The organism is Streptomyces xinghaiensis S187, assembly GCF_000220705.2.
Lineage (GTDB): Bacteria > Actinomycetota > Actinomycetes > Streptomycetales > Streptomycetaceae > Streptomyces > Streptomyces xinghaiensis.
In genome coordinates this window covers 6,626,622-6,644,277 of the sequence record NZ_CP023202.1, presented here as the reverse complement: position 1 = coordinate 6,644,277, position 17,656 = coordinate 6,626,622, and the positions used below count along the sequence as shown (strand labels likewise).

Below are 17,656 nucleotides of genomic sequence, written 5' to 3'. Positions count from 1 at the left end.
TGCCCCGCACCTCCGGCCGGCGGGGGCCGCCCCCGTACACGGGCGGCCCCCGGCCACGGGTCCGGCTACGGCTTCCGGCCGAGCAGGGCGACGAGCCGGTCCTGCGCCCGGGCCCCCTCGGGCACCGGCACCGGCGCGGCGAAGAGCCCGGAGCCCTGCCAGCCGGCGGCCTCCGGTTCGACCCGCTCGTACACCGCCGCCGCGAGTTCGTCGCCGAGGGTGTCGTCGTCACCGATGCCCCGGGCCAGGTCCCAGGCGTGCACGGTGAGATCCGTGGCCATCTGCCATCCGTAGTCGGTGGTGGGGCTCTCCCCGCCGCTGGTGTCGACGTGGCCGTCCAGGGCGCCCGGCCGGTGGAAGGCGGCGTGCGACTCGGCGGCGGCCCGCTCCCAGGCCGCGATCGGGTCGTCGCCGAGCACGTCGCCGTCGAAACGGTCCCCGACCTCGGCGAGCGTGGCCCCGCGCAGCAGCCAGGGAGCCCAGAGGTGTTCCCCGACCAGGTGGTTCACCAGGTCGCGCACCGTCCACGCGGTGCAGGGTGTGGGTTCGCCCCACTGGTCCTCGCGGACCCGGTGCACCCGGCGGTCGAACTCCAGCCAGGCGGTGTCGAAGGCATCGAGCAGATCCATCGGTCAGTTCTCCGCCGTTCCGCCGACCGGGCTGGGGCTCGGCTGCGGCTCCGGTGTGGGATCGGGGTGGTTCGGGCCGGGCGGGACGGGCGGGACCGGGTCCGGCTCCGGGACGGGCGTGGGCCCCGGGTTCGGCCCCGGCCTCGGTCCGGGGGTGGGGCCGGGGCCGGGCGGCGGTGTCGGGGCCGGCGGCACCGGGTCCGGTACGGGGCCGGGGCCGGGGCCCGGAGGCGGGGTCGGAGCCGGGGGTACGGGGTCGGGGTTCGGACTCGTCATCGAGGTCTCCCAGTTCGTGGTCCGGCGGATGGCCCCGGCGGCGGCCCGCCACCGGGGAACGGGGGACGCGTACCCGGCCGGAGGCCGTTCACCCCGGCCGCCGCCCCCATTCGGGCGCATCACCGGCTCCCGGCCGTGGCCTCGGCGTCCCGCCCGGTGGCGTCCCGGGCGCCCGCGCGGGCACCGGTGACCGTGCGGGCCGCGGCCCCGCGGACGGGGGCCGGGCGGGGCCGGGACCGGCGCCGCCCGTCGCGGTTCCCCGTTCCCCCGCCGTCGCCGGTCCCGGCCGCCCGTGTCCCCCTTCCGCGGGTGTCACTCCGCGGCGCCGGCCCCGGTATCGGCGTGCGACGGCCCGTACCAGACCGTGGTGGGGTTGCAGAACTCGCGGATACCGTGCCCGGACAGCTCGCGCCCGTACCCGGAACGCTTGACGCCCCCGAAGGGGAGGGCGGGGTGCGAGGCCGTCATGCCGTTGAGGTAGACGGATCCCGCCTCCAGATCGCGGATGAAGCGCCGCTGCTCCTCCGGGTTCCGGGTCCACACGTTGGAGCTGAGCCCGAACGGGGTGTCGTTGGCGAGCTGGATCGCCTGTTCCGTGCCGGAGACCCGGTAGACGGAGGCCACCGGTCCGAACGCCTCCTCGCGGTGGATGCGCATCTCCGGGGTGACGTCCGACAGCACCGTCGGCTCGTAGAACCAGCCGTCCGGCAGCCCCTCCGGCCGCCGGCCGCCGCAGAGCACGGTCGCCCCGCGCGCCCGCGCGTCCTCGACCAGCTCCTCCAGACCGGCGCGGCCGCTCTCGCTCGCGAGCGGCCCGACATCGGTGGCCCCGTCCATCGGGTCGCCCACCGTCAGGTCCCTCATCGCGGCGGTGAAGCGGTCCACGAAGTCGTCGTAGACGTCCGTGTGCACGATGAAGCGCTTGGCCGCGATGCAGGACTGGCCGTTGTTCTGCACCCGCGCGGTCACGGCGGTCCGCGCCGCTTCGGGGATGCCGGCGGAGGACATGACGATGAACGGATCGCTGCCGCCCAGTTCCAGCACCGTCTTCTTCACGGTGTCCCCCGCGATCGAGGCCACGGAACGGCCCGCGGGCTCACTGCCGGTGAGGGTCGCGGCGGACACCCGGGGATCGCGCAGAACGCCCTCCACGGCGCCGGACCCGACCAGCAGCGTCTGGAAGCAGCCCTCCGGGAAGCCCGCCCGGCGGAAGAGGTCCTCCAGGTAGAGCGCGGTCTGCGGCACGTTGGAGGCGTGCTTGAGCAGCCCGGTGTTGCCCGCCATCAGGGCGGGTGCCGCGAAGCGGATCACCTGCCAGAGCGGGAAGTTCCACGGCATGACGGCGAGGACGACCCCGAGCGGACGGTAGCGGACGTACGCGCGGACGGCCCCCGAGTCCTCGACGTCGGCGGCCGCCGGCTCCTCGTCCGCCAGCAGCGCCTCGGCGTTGCGTGCGTACCAGCGCATCGCCTTGACGCACTTGGCGGCCTCGGCGCGGGAGGCGGCCAGGGTCTTGCCCATCTCGGTGGTCATGGTCCGGGCGATGTCCTCCTGCTCCGCCTCCAGCAGGTCGGCCGCGCGGTTCATCAACTCGGCGCGCCCGCCGAAGCCGGTGACGCGGTGGGTGTGGAAGGCCCGGACGGCCCGCTCGATCCGCTCGTCGATCTCCGCGTCGCCGAGGGGATCGAAGGTCTTCAGCGTCTCGCCGGTGGCCGGGTTGACGGTGGCGATGGCCATGGTGGTGACTCCTCCTGGTACGCGGCGGACGGCGCACCGGTGGGCGGGGCCCGCCGGTGCGCTTCTGTGCCAGGTACCCCGTCTCCCCGGCTTACTCCACTTGACGGACCCGCGCATGGAGGGAGGCGCACCGCCGGCGGCCGGCCGGGGGCGCGGACGTGCGTGGCGGCCGGGAGGGTCTCCGGCCGCCGGTCAGGTGCGGTCGGGGGAGGCGAGGTCCTCCAGCCAGGAGCGCCGGCCGGAGAGCTCCAGCAGCAGGAGCAGACGGGTGAGGGGGTCCCACTCGCGCTCGGCCTCGGCGGCGGACCGGCCCGGGGCGGCCGGTGCCGTGCCCGCCGTGACCGGCGGCGGACCGGCGGGGGCGAGGGCTCCGGGGTGCACATCGGCGCGGCCCCGGCCGGCGCGTGACGGGCCGGTGGGGTCCGGGCCGCCGCCCCGCCGTGCCTGATGAGCTGTCATCGCGCGCTCCGCAGCGTCGAGGGGCGGTTGAGGGGGCGGGATGCCCGGGGAACCATCCTCGCCCCGGACCGTCCGTCACTGCAAGTACATCTGCAATTACGGCGAAGCCTTACGGTTGAACCGGAGTACTGGGCTCCCTTCTTCTGTTAGGCCCCCCGCTCCCCGGGGTACGCACACGCAGCCGCTCGCGGCATCCGGCGCGGCGCGGCGCACCGACGAGCGAAGGAGCCCAGCACCGTGACGGACGTAGAGAAGAAGGGCGCCGGCCGGGGAGACGAACGGCCCGTACTCACCAACCGGCAAGGGCACCCGGTCTACGACAACCAGAATCAGCGCACCGTCGGTGCGCGCGGACCGGCCACCCTGGAGAACTACCAGTTCCTGGAGAAGATCAGCCACTTCGACCGGGAGCGCATCCCGGAGCGCGTCGTCCACGCCCGCGGCGTCACCGCCTACGGCTACTTCGAGGCGTACGGCGCCTGGGGCGACGAGCCGATCGACCGCTACACCCGGGCCAAGCTCTTCCAGGAGCGCGGCAAGCGCACCGATGTCGCGGTCCGCTTCTCCACCGTCATCGGCGGCCGGGACTCCTCGGAGTGCGCCCGGGACCCGCGCGGCTTCGCGGTGAAGTTCTACACCGAGGACGGCAACTGGGACCTGGTGGGCAACAACCTCGCCGTCTTCTTCATCCGCGACGCGATCAAGTTCCCGGATGTGATCCACGCGCTCAAGCCCGACCCGATCACCTTCGAGCAGCAGCCGAACCGCATCTTCGATTTCATGAGCCAGACGCCGGAATCGATGCACATGCTGGTCAATCTCTTCAGCCCGCGCGGCATCCCCGCGGACTACCGCCACATGCAGGGCTTCGGCGTCAACACCTACAAGTGGGTGGACGCCCACGGCGGCACCAAGCTGGTGAAGTACACCTGGATGCCCAGGCAGGGCGTGCGCAGCATGACCGAGGAGGACGCCGCCAACGTGCAGGCGGAGGCCACCGGCCACGCGACGAAGGACCTCTACGAGGCCGTGGCCCGCGGCGACCACCCGGAGTGGGAGCTGCTCGTCCAGATGATGGACGACCACGAGCACCCGGAGCTGGACTTCGACCCGCTGGACGACACCAAGACCTGGCCGGAGCAGGAGTTCCCGCCCAAGCCGGTGGGCCGGATGGTGCTCGACCGGATGCCGGCCAACTACTTCGCCGAGAACGAGCAGATCTCGTTCGGCACCGGTGTGCTCGTCGACGGGCTGGACTTCTCGGACGACAAGATGCTGGTCGGCCGGACCTTCTCCTACAGCGACACCCAGCGCTACCGGGTGGGCCCGAACTACCTGCAGGTGCCGGTCAACCAGGCGAAGAACGCCCCGGTGCGCACCAACCAGCGCGACGGCCAGATGACATACCACATCGACGGCGGCGCGGAGAACACGCACATCAACTACGAGCCGTCGGTGCTGGGCGGGCTGCAGGAGGCCGCCTTCCCCACCCACGACGACCAGGGTCCGGAGATCCGCGGCAAGCTGACCCGCAAGCGCATCCCCCGCACCAACGACTACCTCCAGGCCGGGCAGCGCTATCTGCTGCTGGAGGAGTGGGAGCGCGACGACCTGGTGCGGAACTTCGTCACCCTGCTCTCCCAGTGCGACCGCCCGGTGCAGGAGCGCATGCTCTGGCACTTCCTGCTGGTGGAGAACGACCTGGGGCTGCGGGTCGGCGAGGGACTGGGCATCGACACCCCCGAGGTGGCGCATCTCGAACCGCTGCCGGGCCAGCAGCTGACCGAGGAGGACCGGCGGCGGCTGGCGAACCTCGGCAAGAACCCGCCGCGCGACGTCTCGGGACTGACCATGACGCACTGCGTCCCGGACGAACGGCATGTCGTGACCCGCTGAGAACGGGAGCGGAACCGGCGGACGCGGCCCGGCCGCCACCGGCCGTCCGGACGGGCGGCGGCGGCCGGGCCGCGCGTTGCGATCATGTAACGGTGTGTGCACGATCGCGCACCGCTCACCGGGCCGGTGTTCCTGTATAGCGAATCTATCGCGCGCTTTTGTCCGGTTACAGAGCCATAAAGACTGCCATGCCCCTGCGGTGAAGTGACCCACGTCACACCGGTGCGATTGCTCTCCGTGATAGGAACTCCCAATCCGTCTTATCAGCGCACCATCGGCAACCGCCGGATGGTGGGCCCTCGTCCTCAGCACCACACCAGCCAGAGGTTCCGTTCATGGCAAGCAATTCCGTCACCTCGACGATCGAGGAAGCCGTCAACGGCGTCTTCGACCCCGTAGCCGAGTTCCTCACCAAGTGGGTCTTCTACGAGACCGACTTCGGCGTCTTCCCCACCCCCTTCCCCTGGATCGTGGGCTGGCTGGTCGTCGCGGGCGTCGTCTTCTCCATCTACTTCGGCTTCGTCCAGGCCCGCCGCGCCAAGCTCGCGGTGGACCTGGTGCGCGGCAAGTACGAGGACAAGGACGACCCCGGTGAGGTGAGCCACTTCCAGGCGCTCACCGCCGCGGTCTCCGGCACCGTCGGCCTCGGCAACATCGCCGGTGTGGCCGTCGCCGTCACCATCGGCGGGCCCGGAGCCACCTTCTGGATGATCGTCGCCGGCCTCCTCGGCATGGCGACCAAGTTCGTCGAGTGCACCCTGGGCGTGAAGTACCGGGACATCCACGAGGACGGCACCGTCTCCGGCGGCCCGATGCACTATCTGCGCAAGGGCCTCGCCGAGCGCGGCATGAGCGGCGTCGGCAAGGTCCTCGCCGTGGGTGTCGCGGTCTCCCTGCTCTTCTTCACCTTCTTCGGCGGCAACCTCTTCCAGGCCAACCAGAGCTTCACCCAGCTCAAGTCCGTCACCGGCGGCGAGGACGGCATCTTCGGCAACTCCGCGGGTGCCCTCCTCTTCGGTGTGCTGCTCGCCGCCCTGGTCGCCCTGGTCCTCCTCGGCGGCATCAAGTCCATCGCCAACGTCACCAGCCGGCTGGTCCCGGCCATGGCGGGCATCTACGTCACCGCGTGTCTCATCGTCATCGGCGTCAACATCCCGGCCCTGCCGGACGCCGTGAGCAGCATCGTCAGCGGTGCCTTCAACCCCGAGGGCGTCGCGGGCGGTGCGATCGGCGTGCTGATCGTCGGCTTCCAGCGGGCCGCGTTCTCCAACGAGGCCGGCATCGGCTCCGCGCCGATCGCGCACTCCGCCGTCAAGACCCGGCACCCGGTGACCGAGGGTCTGGTCGCGCTGCTGGAGCCGTTCATCGACACCGTCGTCATCTGCACGATGACCGCGCTGACCATCGTCATCGCCTCCACCCCGAGCTGGGAGAACGCCCGCGAGGCGGCCGCCGCCGGCGAGGGCCCCGGCGACGGCGTGACGCTGACGTCCGACGCCTTCGAGACCGTCCTGCCGTGGTTCCCGTACATCCTGACCATCGCGGTGCTGCTCTTCGCCTTCTCCACGATCATCACCTGGAGCTACTACGGCCTGAAGTGCTGGACGTACCTGTTCGGCCGGAGCCGCACCAGCGAGAACATCTACAAGGTGCTCTTCAGCGTGATCGTCGCGGCGGGCTCGCTGCTCACCCTCGGCGCGCTGATCAACATGGCGGACGCGATGCTCTTCCTGGCCGCCGTCATCAACATCATCGGCCTCTACCTGCTGGCGCCGATCGTCAAGCGGGAGCTCTCCTCCTATCTGCAGCATCTCCGTGACCGCCGGGCCGGGGCCTCCGGTTCCGGCGGGGACGGCGTGAGCGAGCCGGCCGCCAAGTCCTGACCCGGGCCGGCGGCACCGCGCGGCCGTACCGGACGAGGGCCCGTCCGCACCACCACCCGGTGGCGCGGACGGGCCCTCCGCCGTGGACGGGCCGCGCTTCCCCCCGGCCCGGAGCCCGGCCCCGGGTCCGCTCAGCTCCGGTCCGGCGCCGGGCCGCCGTCCTCCGGGCCGTCCCGGCCGGGCCGCGGGTGCCGGCCCAGCAGCTCGGCCAGCCCCTGCCGGGTGGCGGCCAGCACCACCCGGTCCTCCGGCCGCAGCACATAGCCGGGGTGCGGCTGCCACAGCAGCTCCCGCTCCACGGTCTGCCAGCCCGGCGGCAGGGCCGCGAGATCGGGACGGCGATGCGCCGGCGCGGCCACGTCCAGGGCGAGCACCCGCCGGCTGCCGGGCCGGAACGCCTCCCGGACCGTGCGGCCCTCCAGGGCCGGGCAGTCCTTCACCTCCACCGCCGCGAACAGCAGGACCCGCCGTTCCACCGGGATCGCCCCCAGCACCTGGCGGCCCATCATCGCCCCGGCGAAGGCCGGCGCCGCCAGTGAGGACACGCTGCGGCTGCGGGTCATCGCCCCGGGGTGGGAGTCGCGGAGGGTGCGGTAGACCGCCGCGGCGAACCGGTCGTCGTACAGCCGCAGCACCACGCGCAGCCGGTCCGAGACCCCGCGGGCGTACAGCACCGCCTCCAGATTGGTGCTGTCGTGGCTGGTGAGGGCCAGCAGGGCGCTGCTGCGGTGCACCTTGGCGGCCTCCAGCACACCCTCCTCGGTGACGTCCCCGATCACCGTCGGCACCCGGTACCGCCGGGCGAGCGCCACGCCCCGGGCGTCCGGGTCGTGCTCGACGCAGACCACGGGGACGCCCATCTCGTGCAATTGGGACAGCACCCGGGTGCCGACCTTGCCCAGCCCGAGCAGTACCACGTGCCCGGAGAGCCCGCGCGGCGGCCGGCGCAGCGAGCTCGCCGACCGGAAAGTGCCGAGCCCTTCCAGCACGGCGGCCACCAGGACGGGGAGCAGCAGCAGGCCCACCATGCCGGAGAGGAGCTGGAGGATCTGCCGGGCCGGTTCCTCCCCCTCGGCGGGGTCGCCGATGGCGATGAGGTCGAGCAGGGAGAGATAGGCGGCGTGCAGCGGGTCGTCGCCGGTCAGCAGGACGGACGCCACGGCCAGCGCCCCGACCGCGGTCACCAGGCCGAGCAGCGCCATCCGCATCCGGCGGGAGAACAGGGTGCTCAGCGGCGGGGTGCGGCCCAGGCGGCGCGGCGGGGCCGGGACGCCGTCGTGGATGACCGTCTCCAGCACCACCCGGCCGCGCTCGGGAGATCCCGCCGCCAGTTCGTCGTCGGGCAGCAGCCGCGGGCCCTCGTCGCCGCTGTCCTCGGAGCCCTCCCCCGCGTCCGGGCTGTCCGCGGCCGAGAACAGCGCGAGGGTGCAGAGGGACGGCCGGGCGTCCGGCTCCCCGCGCGCCGCGGGGGGCCGCTCGGCGGCGCGGAGGATCAGGCCGTCGGCGTGGACGACCTTGCTGGTGCCGACGATGGCGGCGGCGGCGAGGGCGGGCGCGGCGGTGTCGGCGTCGGAGAGCACCGTGGTGGAGGCGTCCACGGCGACCGGGTCCAGGTCGGGGGCGGCGATCTCCACGGAGCGGTCGAGCAGCTCCTCCAGGTGCCGGCCCAGTTTGCGGTTGAAGAGGCGGATGACCAGCCGCACCCGGGGGTTGAGCCGGCGGGCGCGGAGGGCGGCGTGGATGTTGGTCTCGTCGTCGTCGTGGACGAGGGCCAGCGCCTGCGCGGTGGCGACCCCGGCCTCGGCCAGTACCTCGTCGTCCAGGGCGCGGGCCTCGATGACCCGTACCGGCACCACGGGTTCCCGGCGGCCGGGGATGCCGTCCAGCGGGCGGCGGCCCTCCCCGGTGGGCGGCAGGACGAGCGTGACGGGCTCCTGGTACATCCCGGAGAGTTCGGCGGCGAGCCGGTGGGCGAGCGCGTCGTCGCCGCACACCACCATCTGGGGCTCCCGGGACGCGTTCCGCCGGCGATTCTGCAGTGAGGACACCCCGCCATGATCGCGGTTCACCGGGCGGCCACGCATCGTCCCGGCGAAGGAGACCCGTCAATCCGCCTCCCTGACCTGGCCTTTCGGTGGCCGCGGCGCCAACACGCGGCGAAGGCCGGTGATTTCACCGATGTGACGGGCGTGTGTCGGTTGAACGATGACCCACGTTCCCCCACATCCCCCTTGACTTCAGGGAGTACACGCTCATGGAGCCGCTGCACCACGACACCTCCACCCCCGAGGCCGGCCGGCACCGCCGCAAGCCCCGTTCCCGCACCGTCCGGCTGAGCCTGGCCGGACTGGCGCTGGCCCTCACCGGTACCGGCGTCGCCCTGATGCCGGCCGCGCAGGCCGCCCCGGAGGCCGCCGTCCAGGCCGCCGTGGAGAACCCGTACGAGCGGGGCCCGGACCCGACCGAGGACAGCATCGAGGCCCGGACCGGCAGTTACCGGGTCTCCGAGACCCGGGTGTCCTCGCTCTCCGTCCGCGGCTTCGGCGGCGGCACGATCTACTACCCGACCAGCACCTCGGACGGCACCTTCGGCGCCGTGGCCATCTCCCCCGGCTACACCGCCTACCAGTCGAGCATGTCCTGGTACGGCGAGCGGCTGGCCTCCCAGGGCTTCGTCGTCTTCACCATCGACACCAACACCACGCTGGACCAGCCGGGCAGCCGCGGGGACCAGCTCCTCGCCGCGCTGGACTACCTGACCGAGGACAGCTCGGTCCGCGGCCGGATCGACAGCGGCCGGCTCGCCGTCATGGGCCACTCCATGGGCGGCGGCGGCGCGCTGGAGGCCGCGAAGGACCGGCCCTCCCTCAAGGCGTCGATCCCGCTGACCCCGTGGAACCTCGACAAGACCTGGCGCGAGATCACCGTTCCGACGTTCATCGTCGGCGCGGACGGCGACTCCATCGCCTCGGTCCGCTCGCACGCCGAGCCGTTCTACGAGAGCCTGCCGTCCTCCACGAACCGGGCGTACATGGAGCTGAACAACGCCACGCACTTCACCCCGAACACCTCGGACACGGAGATCGCCAAGTACTCGATCTCCTGGCTGAAGCGGTTCGTCGACAACGACACGCGCTACGAGCAGTTCCTCTGCCCGATCCCCCGGCCGAGCCTGCAGATCGAGGAGTTCCGCGGCAACTGCCCCCACACCTGATCCGCACCGCGGCAGGCGGCCGCCCCGGCACGGGTTCCCGTGCCGGGGCGGCCCGGTGTGCTGCCGCTGCCGCCGGTTCCCTACAGCTCCTGGATCCGGATGTTGCGGAACGAGATCACATCGCTCGTGCCGTGGGTCTGCAGACCGATGAAGCCGTCCGCGTACTGCCGGCCGGCGGTGCCGGGGTCGTCCCCGCGGGGCGGGTTGAAGACCAGCCCCGGGTCGTTGTCGAAGACGTTGAGCAGCACGCCGTTGCGGAAGATCCAGTAGCGCTGGTCCACGACCCGGATCTCGTAGTCGTTCCAGACCCCCTTCTCCTCCACGCCGGCGCCGTCGAGGTTCACCTTGTCGAAGCCGTAGACGGACCCCGTCTTGTACATGTCGCCGTCGGCGCGGTCCAGGATCTGGTTCTCGTGGCCGTACTTGATGGCGACCCACTCGGGGCGGGACTCGCCCGGATGCCAGTGCGGGTCCGGGAAGCGGACGAACACCCCGCTGTTGGCGCGGCCGGAGTCCGGCGCGTCGTCGCGGAACTGCAGCCTCAGGGAGAAGTCCCCGAACTGCCGGTCCGGGTACCAGAGCATGCCGAGGCCGCCGCGGGTGGTGCTGCTGGTCATCGCGGAGCCGCCGGTCAGGCCGAAGGCGCCGCCGCCGACGTGCTCCCAGTCGGCGAAGGACTCCGCCGAACCGTCGAACAGGGTCCGGTAGCCGCCGGTGTGACCGGGGGTGCCGATGGCGGACTCGCGGGCGGCCCGGATGAGGAGGCCGTGCTCGCGCTCGTCGACGACGCCCTCCTCCCGGAGCCGGTCGGCGACGGCTGCGACATGGCGGCGGAAGTCGTGCTCGCCGTCCCACGCCCGCTCGTCCTCGATCAGCTCGTTGACGGTGCAGCCGTCGCCGGTCACGCGATTGGGGACCCCGGTGTCGACGGTGCCGATGATGACGGTGCGCCGGTTGTCGCTTTCGGGGCAGTCCGGTTCGGTGGTGTCCTCCTCGGCGACCGTGAAGTCCACCGTCTTCGCGGCCGAGGTGTTACCGGCCTTGTCGGTGGCGCGGTGGCGCAGGAGGTGCGGGCCGGCCCGGGCGACGGTCACCGGCGCGGTGTAGACGAGATACGGGCCGCCGTTGAGGGAGTACTGCACGCGCTCCACGCCCGACTCCGCGTCGGTGGCGGTGATCGTCACGGTGGCGGAGCCGAGGTAGGCGCCGCCGTCGTCCCGCTCACCGCTCACCTCCGCCGACGTCTCCGGCGCCGTCGTGTCCTCCTCCGGCGGCGCCACCACCGTGAACTCCACCGCCTTCTCCGCCGAGACGTTCCCCGCCCGGTCCACCGCCCGGTACACCAGCCGGTGCTCACCCACCGCATCGACCGCCACCGGCGCCGCGTACTCCGCGAACTCCCCGCCGTCCAGCGCGTACTCGATCCTCTCCACACCGGAGCCGGAGTCCGAGGCGGAGACGGTGACGGTGGCGGAGCCGAGGTAGGCGCCGCCGTCGTCCCGCTCACCGCTCACCTCCGCCGACGTCTCCGGCGCCGTCGTGTCCTCCTCCGGCGGCGCCACCACCGTGAACTCCACCGCCTTCTCCGCCGAGACGTTCCCCGCCCGGTCCACCGCCCGGTACACCAGCCGGTGCTCACCCAGCGCGTCCACCGCCACCGGCGCCGCGTACTCCGCGAACTCCCCGCCGTCCAGCGCGTACTCGATCCTCTCCACACCGGAGCCGGGATCGGTCGCGGAGAGGGCCACCGTGGCGCCGCCGAGGTAGGCGCCGTCGGCGTCCCGCTGCCCGCTGATCTCGTGGGAGGTCTCGGGGGCCGTGGTGTCCTCGCCGCCGCCCGGATCGGTGACGACGAGGGTGCCCTGCATGGCGCCGTGCCCGGGGATGGTGCAGTAGTAGCGGTAGGTGCCGGGGGTGAGGGTGACCTCGGCGGTGTGCCGGCCACCGTTGTCGTCGGCCGGGTTGGCCAGGATGTTGAGGTCGACGTCGGCGTTGTAGCGCGACGGGTCGGAGGTGTCGAAGGTCAGGGTGTGCGGCATGCCGGTGGTGTTGCCGGTGGCCCCGCTGTTCTCGAAGACGATGGTCGCCGGGCCGGCCACCGCCTCGGCCGGCGCGGTGAGGTAGCGGTCGATGTCGTTGCCGGCGGTCCAGGTGAGCGTCTGGTCGGCGGCCGTCGCCGGGCGCCCGCCGCCCGTCCCGTCCGCGCTGCCCTGCCCGTACGCGGCGGGCGGGGCGGTCAGGCCGAGGGCCGCCAGCAGGGCCACCACCAGGGCGGTGAGCAGGCCGCGGGAGCGGCTGAGCCTCCGGGGGGCCGCGGTTCTTCTCGTACCGTTCACCGGTCGCTCCCGTCGCCGGCCGCGGCGTCCCGGGTCACCAGGTCGCCGGGGAGGGGTGTGGGCGGGCCGCCCCGGTAAGTGACGCGCCACAGCGCCGACTCGTCGGTGGAGGTGAAGAACCCCCGGCCGTAGTCGAGGACGTAGAGGGCGCCGTCCGGGCCGAACTTCCAGTCCATGAGGTTGCGGATGCCGTCCCGGCCGGCCGGGATGATGCCGTCCAGGCTCTCGGCGTGCACGGGCAGGCCGCCCTTGTCCGCGGTGTCGGGGTCCAGGGCGACGGCGTGGCGCGGCTGCTCGCCGTCGTAGAAGTCGCCGACGAACCACTTGCCGTCCCAGTACTCCGGCCACTTGACGGCGCTGTCACCGCCGGCGTCGTGCCGGTAGACGGGGCCGTTCATGGCGGCCTGGGAGCCGCCCTTGAGCCAGGGCAGCAGGTAGCGGGACTCCTCCACCTTGTAGCTGGGGATGCCGTCGCCGTCGCGCGGGAAGTCCGGGGCGCCGCCCTGGGGTGAGTACCAGATGGTGTTGGAGCGGGCCGGCGGGATGTTCACCAGGCCGTCGTTGTGGGGTGACTCGTTCCTGAGGTTGTCGCAGTCGTACCAGCCGAGCGGCTGGGAGGGGTCGGGGAGGTTGCGGTCGCGGTAGGGCTGCTTGTTGCCCATGCAGTACGGCCAGCCCTGGTTGCCGGCCTCGGTGATGGCGGCGAAGGTGTCGTACTTGGCCGGGCCCCAGACGGGGCTGGGCGCACCGGCGTCGGGGCCGACCCAGCCCGCGTAGAGGGTGTCCGTCTCCCGGTCGACGGAGATGCGGGACGGGTTCCGCACGCCCATCACGTAGATCTCGGGGCGGGTCTTGCCGCCGCCCTCCTCCTCGCCGGTGAAGAGGTTGCCCTCGGGGATCGTGTAGGTGCCGTCGTCCTCGGGGTGGATGCGGAGGATCTTGCCGTTGAGGTTGTTGGTGTTGCCGGAGGTGCGCCGGGCGTCGGCGAAGGAGACGCCGCGGAAGGCCGGCTCCGGGTTGTTGCCGGAGTAACCGCCGCTGAACTGCGAGGAGTTGGTGTCGCCGGTGGCGATGTAGAGGTTCTCCGCGGAGTCCCAGGCCATGCCGCCGCCCGCGTGGCAGCAGCTGTGGATCTGCACCTCCCAGGAGAGGAGGACCTTCTCGGTGGCGGGGTCGAAGCGGTTGGTGGCGTGGTCCAGGGTGAAGCGGGAGACCCGGCGCCGCGCGAGGTGGTTCTCCCGGTCGATCCCGGAGTGCGGGGTGTAGTGGAGGTAGATCCAGCCGTTCTCGGCGAAGTCCGGGTCGAGTTCGATCCCGAGCAGGCCCTCCTCGTTCTTGACGAGTTCCCCGCCGCCGCCCTTGTTGCCGAAGACCTCGACGACGCCCGCGAGCAGGCTCTCCCCGGTGCGCGGGTCCCAGACGTGGACGGTGCCCATGCCGAGGCCGATGTCCGGGTCGTTCCAGTCGGTGACGACGGGATCGCCGCCCGTGCCGCCGCCGCGGCCGATGTGGAAGACGCGGCCGTCCTCGGCGGTGACCAGGCCGTGCGGTTCGCCGATCCGGTCGGCCTGCCCGGGAGTGTTGGGCTCGGTGACGCGGGTGGCCTCGTAGTTCGCGGTGATGGTGGCCCGGCAGTCGGCGCGGGCGAGGCGGGTGGTCCACAGCAGGGCGCCGCGCAGATGGGTGCGCAGCCGTTCCTCGGCGAAGGCGGCGGCGGTGCCGCCCATGCCGGTGTAGAACGAGCGGCCGCCGCGGTAGTCGCGGCACCAGGAGACGGGGTGGTCCCAGCCGAGGGCGCCGTCGCCGGGGTCGTAGGTGTGCTCGCGGACCCGGGCTACGGTGTGCACCTCGCCGGAGGGGTTGGGCTGCCAGCTGAGCCAGTGGTCCTTGCGGGACCACTCCTGCGGCAGGCCGGCGGTGGCCGGGTGGTCGCGGTCGCCGGTCTCGACGGTGGCGCGCTGCACCCCGGCGGAGCCGTCGCCGGCGGGGCGGGTGCCGATGAGGCCGGTGAACCAGGAGGAGTCCGGCTCGGTGCGGGCGGCGTCGTGGACGCCGAGGAAGCCGCCGCCGGACTCGACGTAGGCCCGGAAGCCGTCCTCCTGGGCGTTGTCGAGGATGTCGCCGGGGGTGGAGAGGAAGACGACCGCGTTGTACTGGCGCAGTTTCTGCGTGGTGAAGACCGTCGGGTCGTCGGTGGCGTCGACGGCGAACCGCTCCTCGGCCGGGCCCTGGTGGCCGATCTCCTCCAGGGCCTCGATACCGGCCGCGGTCCTGGCCGACGGCTGCCCGCCGGAGTCGTGGAAGACGAGCACCCGGACGTCCCCGGCGGCCGAGCCCCCGGGTAACGGCGCCGCGGCCGTCCCGGTGGCGGAGTCCGCCGCCGCGGTGACGGCCGGCGGCAGCGGCGTCGCCGCGCCGGGCCGCGGATCGGCGGGAGCGGCCGCCGCCCCCGGCGGCCCTCCCAGCATGGTCACGGTCATTCCGGCGGCCAGCGCGGCTGTCGTCCACGCGCGGCTCCTGATGCGCCCTCGTCGTGCCGAGGGCCCCGGCTGCGGTTTGGTGGCCCGCATAGCTCTCTCACCCCTCTGCGATCGCAGCAATGTCTCGAAGCTAGAGGGCTTTTGACGGTCCGCCAATAGCAATGACCGTACATCAACAAACTTTGTCCTGACACTAGAAGAACTCCCCGGCGGCCGTTACCTTGATGCCGTCCCAGCCCTCGGAACACCGGGGCCGGACGATCCTTCCCGGACGGACGCGACGACCACCGGACGACCCCCCTGACGACCCCCAGACGACGACCCGCAGACGACCCGGGGGCGACGGCCCGCGGGGGAATGGGAGACCAGTTGACTTCCTCCACCCGCCTGAAGGCGGGGGATTCCTCACTTCGCAGTGAGGGCTTCCTGCTTCGCAGGCAGTTGCCCCGTCCGGGAGTTCTCCCGCCCAGGTCTTACACCGCCTCCACAGGCCGAGACGGCCAGCCCGGCCGCCTTGAGGTTGCGCGCCGCGTTCACGTCGCGGTCATGGGTGGTGCCGCAGTCGCACGTCCACTCGCGGACGTTGAGCGGCATCTTCTCCGCGATGGTGCCGCAGGCCCCGCACAGCTTCGAGCTGGGAAACCAACGGTCGACCACGACGAGTTCACGCCCGTACCACGCGGCTTTGTACTCCAGCATCGTCCGCATGTCCGTCCAGGCCGCATCCGATATGGCACGGGCCAAGGAGTGGTTCTTGACGAGGTTGCGGACGGTCAAGTCCTCGATCACGACCGTTTGGTTCTCACGGACGAGACGAGTAGTCAGCTTGTGCAGGAAGTCCCGGCGCCGGTCGGTGATCCGCGCGTGCACACGGGCCACCTTGCGGCGCGCTTTCTCGCGGTTGTTCGAGCCCTTCGCCTTACGGGACAACTCCCGCTGTGCCTTCGCCAGCCGGACACGGTCCTTCCGCTCGTGCTTCGGATTGGTCACCTTCTCCCCGGTCGACAGGGTCACCAGGGAGGTCAGCCCGGCGTCGATCCCGACCGCCGAGCTGGTGGCGGGCAGTGGCTCGATGGTGTCCTCGCACAACAGCGATACAAACCAGCGCCCCGCAGCGTCCTTCGACACCGTGACCGTCGTCGGGACGCTGCCCGCAGGCAGTGGACGCGACCAGCGAATGGCCAACGGCTCGGCCATCTTCGCGAGGAACAGCTGACCATCGCGCCACTTGAAGCCGGAGCGCGTGTACTCCGCCGAAGCGCGGGACTTCTTCTTCGACTTGTACCGGGGGTACTTGGCGCGCCTGGCGAAGAAGTTCCCGAACGCCGTCTGAAGATGCCGCAGCGCCTGCTGAAGCGGAACGCTGGACACCTCGGTGAGAAAAGCGAGTTCCTCGGTCTTCTTCCACTCCGTCAGCGCGGCCGAGGACTGGACGTAGGAGACGCGGCGCTGCTCCCCGTACCAAGCGCGGGTGCGCTCTTCCAGCGCCTTGTTGTACACGAGGCGGACGCAGCCGAACGTGCGCGACAGCTCGGCTGCCTGCTTGCCGGTGGGGTAGAAGCGGTACTTGAAAGCCCGCTTGACCTGCTGCGTCATGCCTCACATTCTATCAGCTCCCGTGTCAGCGAGGCGTGTTGGGTAGGTGGGGCAGCGTGCTCCGCCGCTGCGCGGCGCCGGGCACGGGATGCGTTTCCTCCCCCGGCTGAAGCCGGGGGTATCCACGCAAGGAGTTTGCGATGACCGAGACAGGCGGCACCACGGCGCGGCGCTTCTTCTCACGGCGGTCGTTCACCGGCGGCGTCGCCGCGGCCGCGCTGGCCGCCCCGGCGGCCCTCACCCCCACCGCGGCCGCGGCCGCGCGGCCCGGCAGGCCGGCGTTACGGAACGCGGCCACCGCGAAGGCCGGCGGCGAGGTCCGTCATCTGACCCTCTACGCGGAGAACCTCCCCGGCGGGCAGCTGGGCTACGGCCTCAAGCCGGGCAAGGCGGCGATCCCCGGCCCGCTGCTGGAGATGACCGAGGGCGACACCCTGCACATCGAGCTGGTGAACCTGGCGGATGTCACCCTCAGCCTCCACCCGCACGGCGTGGACTACGAGTTCGGCAGCGACGGCTCCCCGCTGAGCAGAAGCACCGTGGCGCCGGGCGAGCGGCGCACCTACACCTGGCGCACCCATGAACCGGGCCGCCGCGCGGACGGCACCTGGAACCCGGGCAGCGCCGGCTACTGGCACTACCACGACCACGCGGTCGGCACCGTCCACGGCACGGCCGGCGTCCGCAAGGGCCTCTACGGCCCGCTGATCGTGCGCCGCGCGGGGGACGTCCTGCCGGACAAGCAGTTCACCATCGTCTTCAACGACATGACGGTCAACAACCGCGCCGCCGACGACCCGTACGACATCACCGCGAAGATCGGCGAGCGGGTCGAGTTCGTCTCGATCACGCACGGCGAGTACTACCACACGTTCCATCTGCACGGGCACCGCTGGGCCGACAACCGCACGGGGCTGCTCGCCGGCCCCGACGACCACACCCCCGTCATCGACAACAAGATCACGGGCCCGGCGGACTCCTTCGGCTTCCAGGTGATCGCGGGCGAGGGCGTGGGCGCCGGGGCCTGGATGTACCACTGCCACGTCCAGAGCCACGCGGACATGGGGATGGCGGGGCTCTTCCTGGTGACGGAGGAGGACGGTTCCCTCCCGGACCACGATCCGGGGCACGGGCACTGACCGGCCCCCGG

The 17,656-nt window shown here is 72.1% G+C and carries 11 protein-coding genes; 4 read left to right on the top strand and 7 right to left on the bottom strand.

The window, feature by feature from the left end; genetic code table 11:
- Positions 1-65: 65 nt before the first annotated feature.
- From SXIN_RS28405 to SXIN_RS28395, 3 genes are all read right to left on the bottom strand, one after another.
- Positions 66-629 carry a TIGR03086 family metal-binding protein gene (locus SXIN_RS28405; RefSeq protein ID WP_095757738.1) on the bottom strand — a complete coding sequence of 188 codons (564 nt, stop codon included), beginning with the start codon at positions 627-629 and terminating at the stop codon, positions 66-68.
- Positions 630-1,217: 588 nt separating this feature from the next.
- Positions 1,218-2,642, bottom strand: coding sequence for an NADP-dependent succinic semialdehyde dehydrogenase (locus tag SXIN_RS28400; protein WP_019708539.1), 1,425 nt, complete (start codon positions 2,640-2,642; stop codon positions 1,218-1,220).
- A 192-nt stretch (positions 2,643-2,834) separates the two neighbouring features.
- Positions 2,835-3,101, bottom strand: a complete 267-nt coding sequence (locus SXIN_RS28395) for a hypothetical protein (protein ID WP_095757737.1) — start codon at positions 3,099-3,101, stop codon at positions 2,835-2,837.
- A gap of 237 nt (positions 3,102-3,338) precedes the next feature.
- On the opposite strand from SXIN_RS28395, the gene SXIN_RS28390 reads away from it, so the two are divergent.
- Positions 3,339-4,997, top strand: coding sequence for a catalase (locus SXIN_RS28390; protein ID WP_019708541.1), 1,659 nt, complete (start codon positions 3,339-3,341; stop codon positions 4,995-4,997).
- Positions 4,998-5,332: 335 nt separating this feature from the next.
- Complete coding sequence (locus SXIN_RS28385) at positions 5,333-6,880, top strand: alanine/glycine:cation symporter family protein (protein WP_019708542.1); 1,548 nt, start codon at positions 5,333-5,335, stop codon at positions 6,878-6,880.
- A gap of 131 nt (positions 6,881-7,011) precedes the next feature.
- On the opposite strand, the gene SXIN_RS28380 is transcribed toward SXIN_RS28385, so the two are convergent.
- Positions 7,012-8,880 (bottom strand): NAD-binding protein, encoded by a 1,869-nt coding sequence (locus SXIN_RS28380; protein WP_095757736.1) that lies wholly within the window; start codon positions 8,878-8,880, stop codon positions 7,012-7,014.
- A gap of 254 nt (positions 8,881-9,134) precedes the next feature.
- Between SXIN_RS28380 and bdeA the strand changes: the two genes are divergently transcribed.
- Positions 9,135-10,094: a bis(hydroxyethyl) terephthalate hydrolase gene (gene bdeA / locus SXIN_RS28375; protein ID WP_019708544.1), complete on the top strand. Its 960-nt coding sequence runs from the start codon at positions 9,135-9,137 to the stop codon at positions 10,092-10,094.
- An 80-nt stretch (positions 10,095-10,174) separates the two neighbouring features.
- On the opposite strand, the gene SXIN_RS28370 is transcribed toward bdeA, so the two are convergent.
- From SXIN_RS28370 to SXIN_RS28360, 3 genes are all read right to left on the bottom strand, one after another.
- Complete coding sequence (locus SXIN_RS28370; RefSeq protein ID WP_238153885.1) at positions 10,175-12,430, bottom strand: OmpL47-type beta-barrel domain-containing protein; 2,256 nt, start codon at positions 12,428-12,430, stop codon at positions 10,175-10,177.
- Positions 12,427-15,000, bottom strand: a complete 2,574-nt coding sequence (locus SXIN_RS28365) for a ThuA domain-containing protein (RefSeq protein ID WP_420341074.1) — start codon at positions 14,998-15,000, stop codon at positions 12,427-12,429. Before SXIN_RS28365 ends, SXIN_RS28370 begins: the two co-directional genes overlap by 4 nt.
- A 315-nt stretch (positions 15,001-15,315) precedes the next feature.
- A complete protein-coding gene (locus tag SXIN_RS28360; protein WP_095757734.1) occupies positions 15,316-16,506 on the bottom strand; it encodes an RNA-guided endonuclease InsQ/TnpB family protein in 1,191 nt (396 codons plus the stop codon).
- 140 nt (positions 16,507-16,646) lie between these two features.
- Here SXIN_RS28360 and SXIN_RS28355 point away from each other — a divergent pair, with 140 nt between their 5' ends.
- Entirely contained in the window at positions 16,647-17,645 is a 999-nt protein-coding gene (locus SXIN_RS28355) for a multicopper oxidase domain-containing protein (protein ID WP_095757733.1), read from the top strand.
- Positions 17,646-17,656 lie beyond the last annotated feature (11 nt).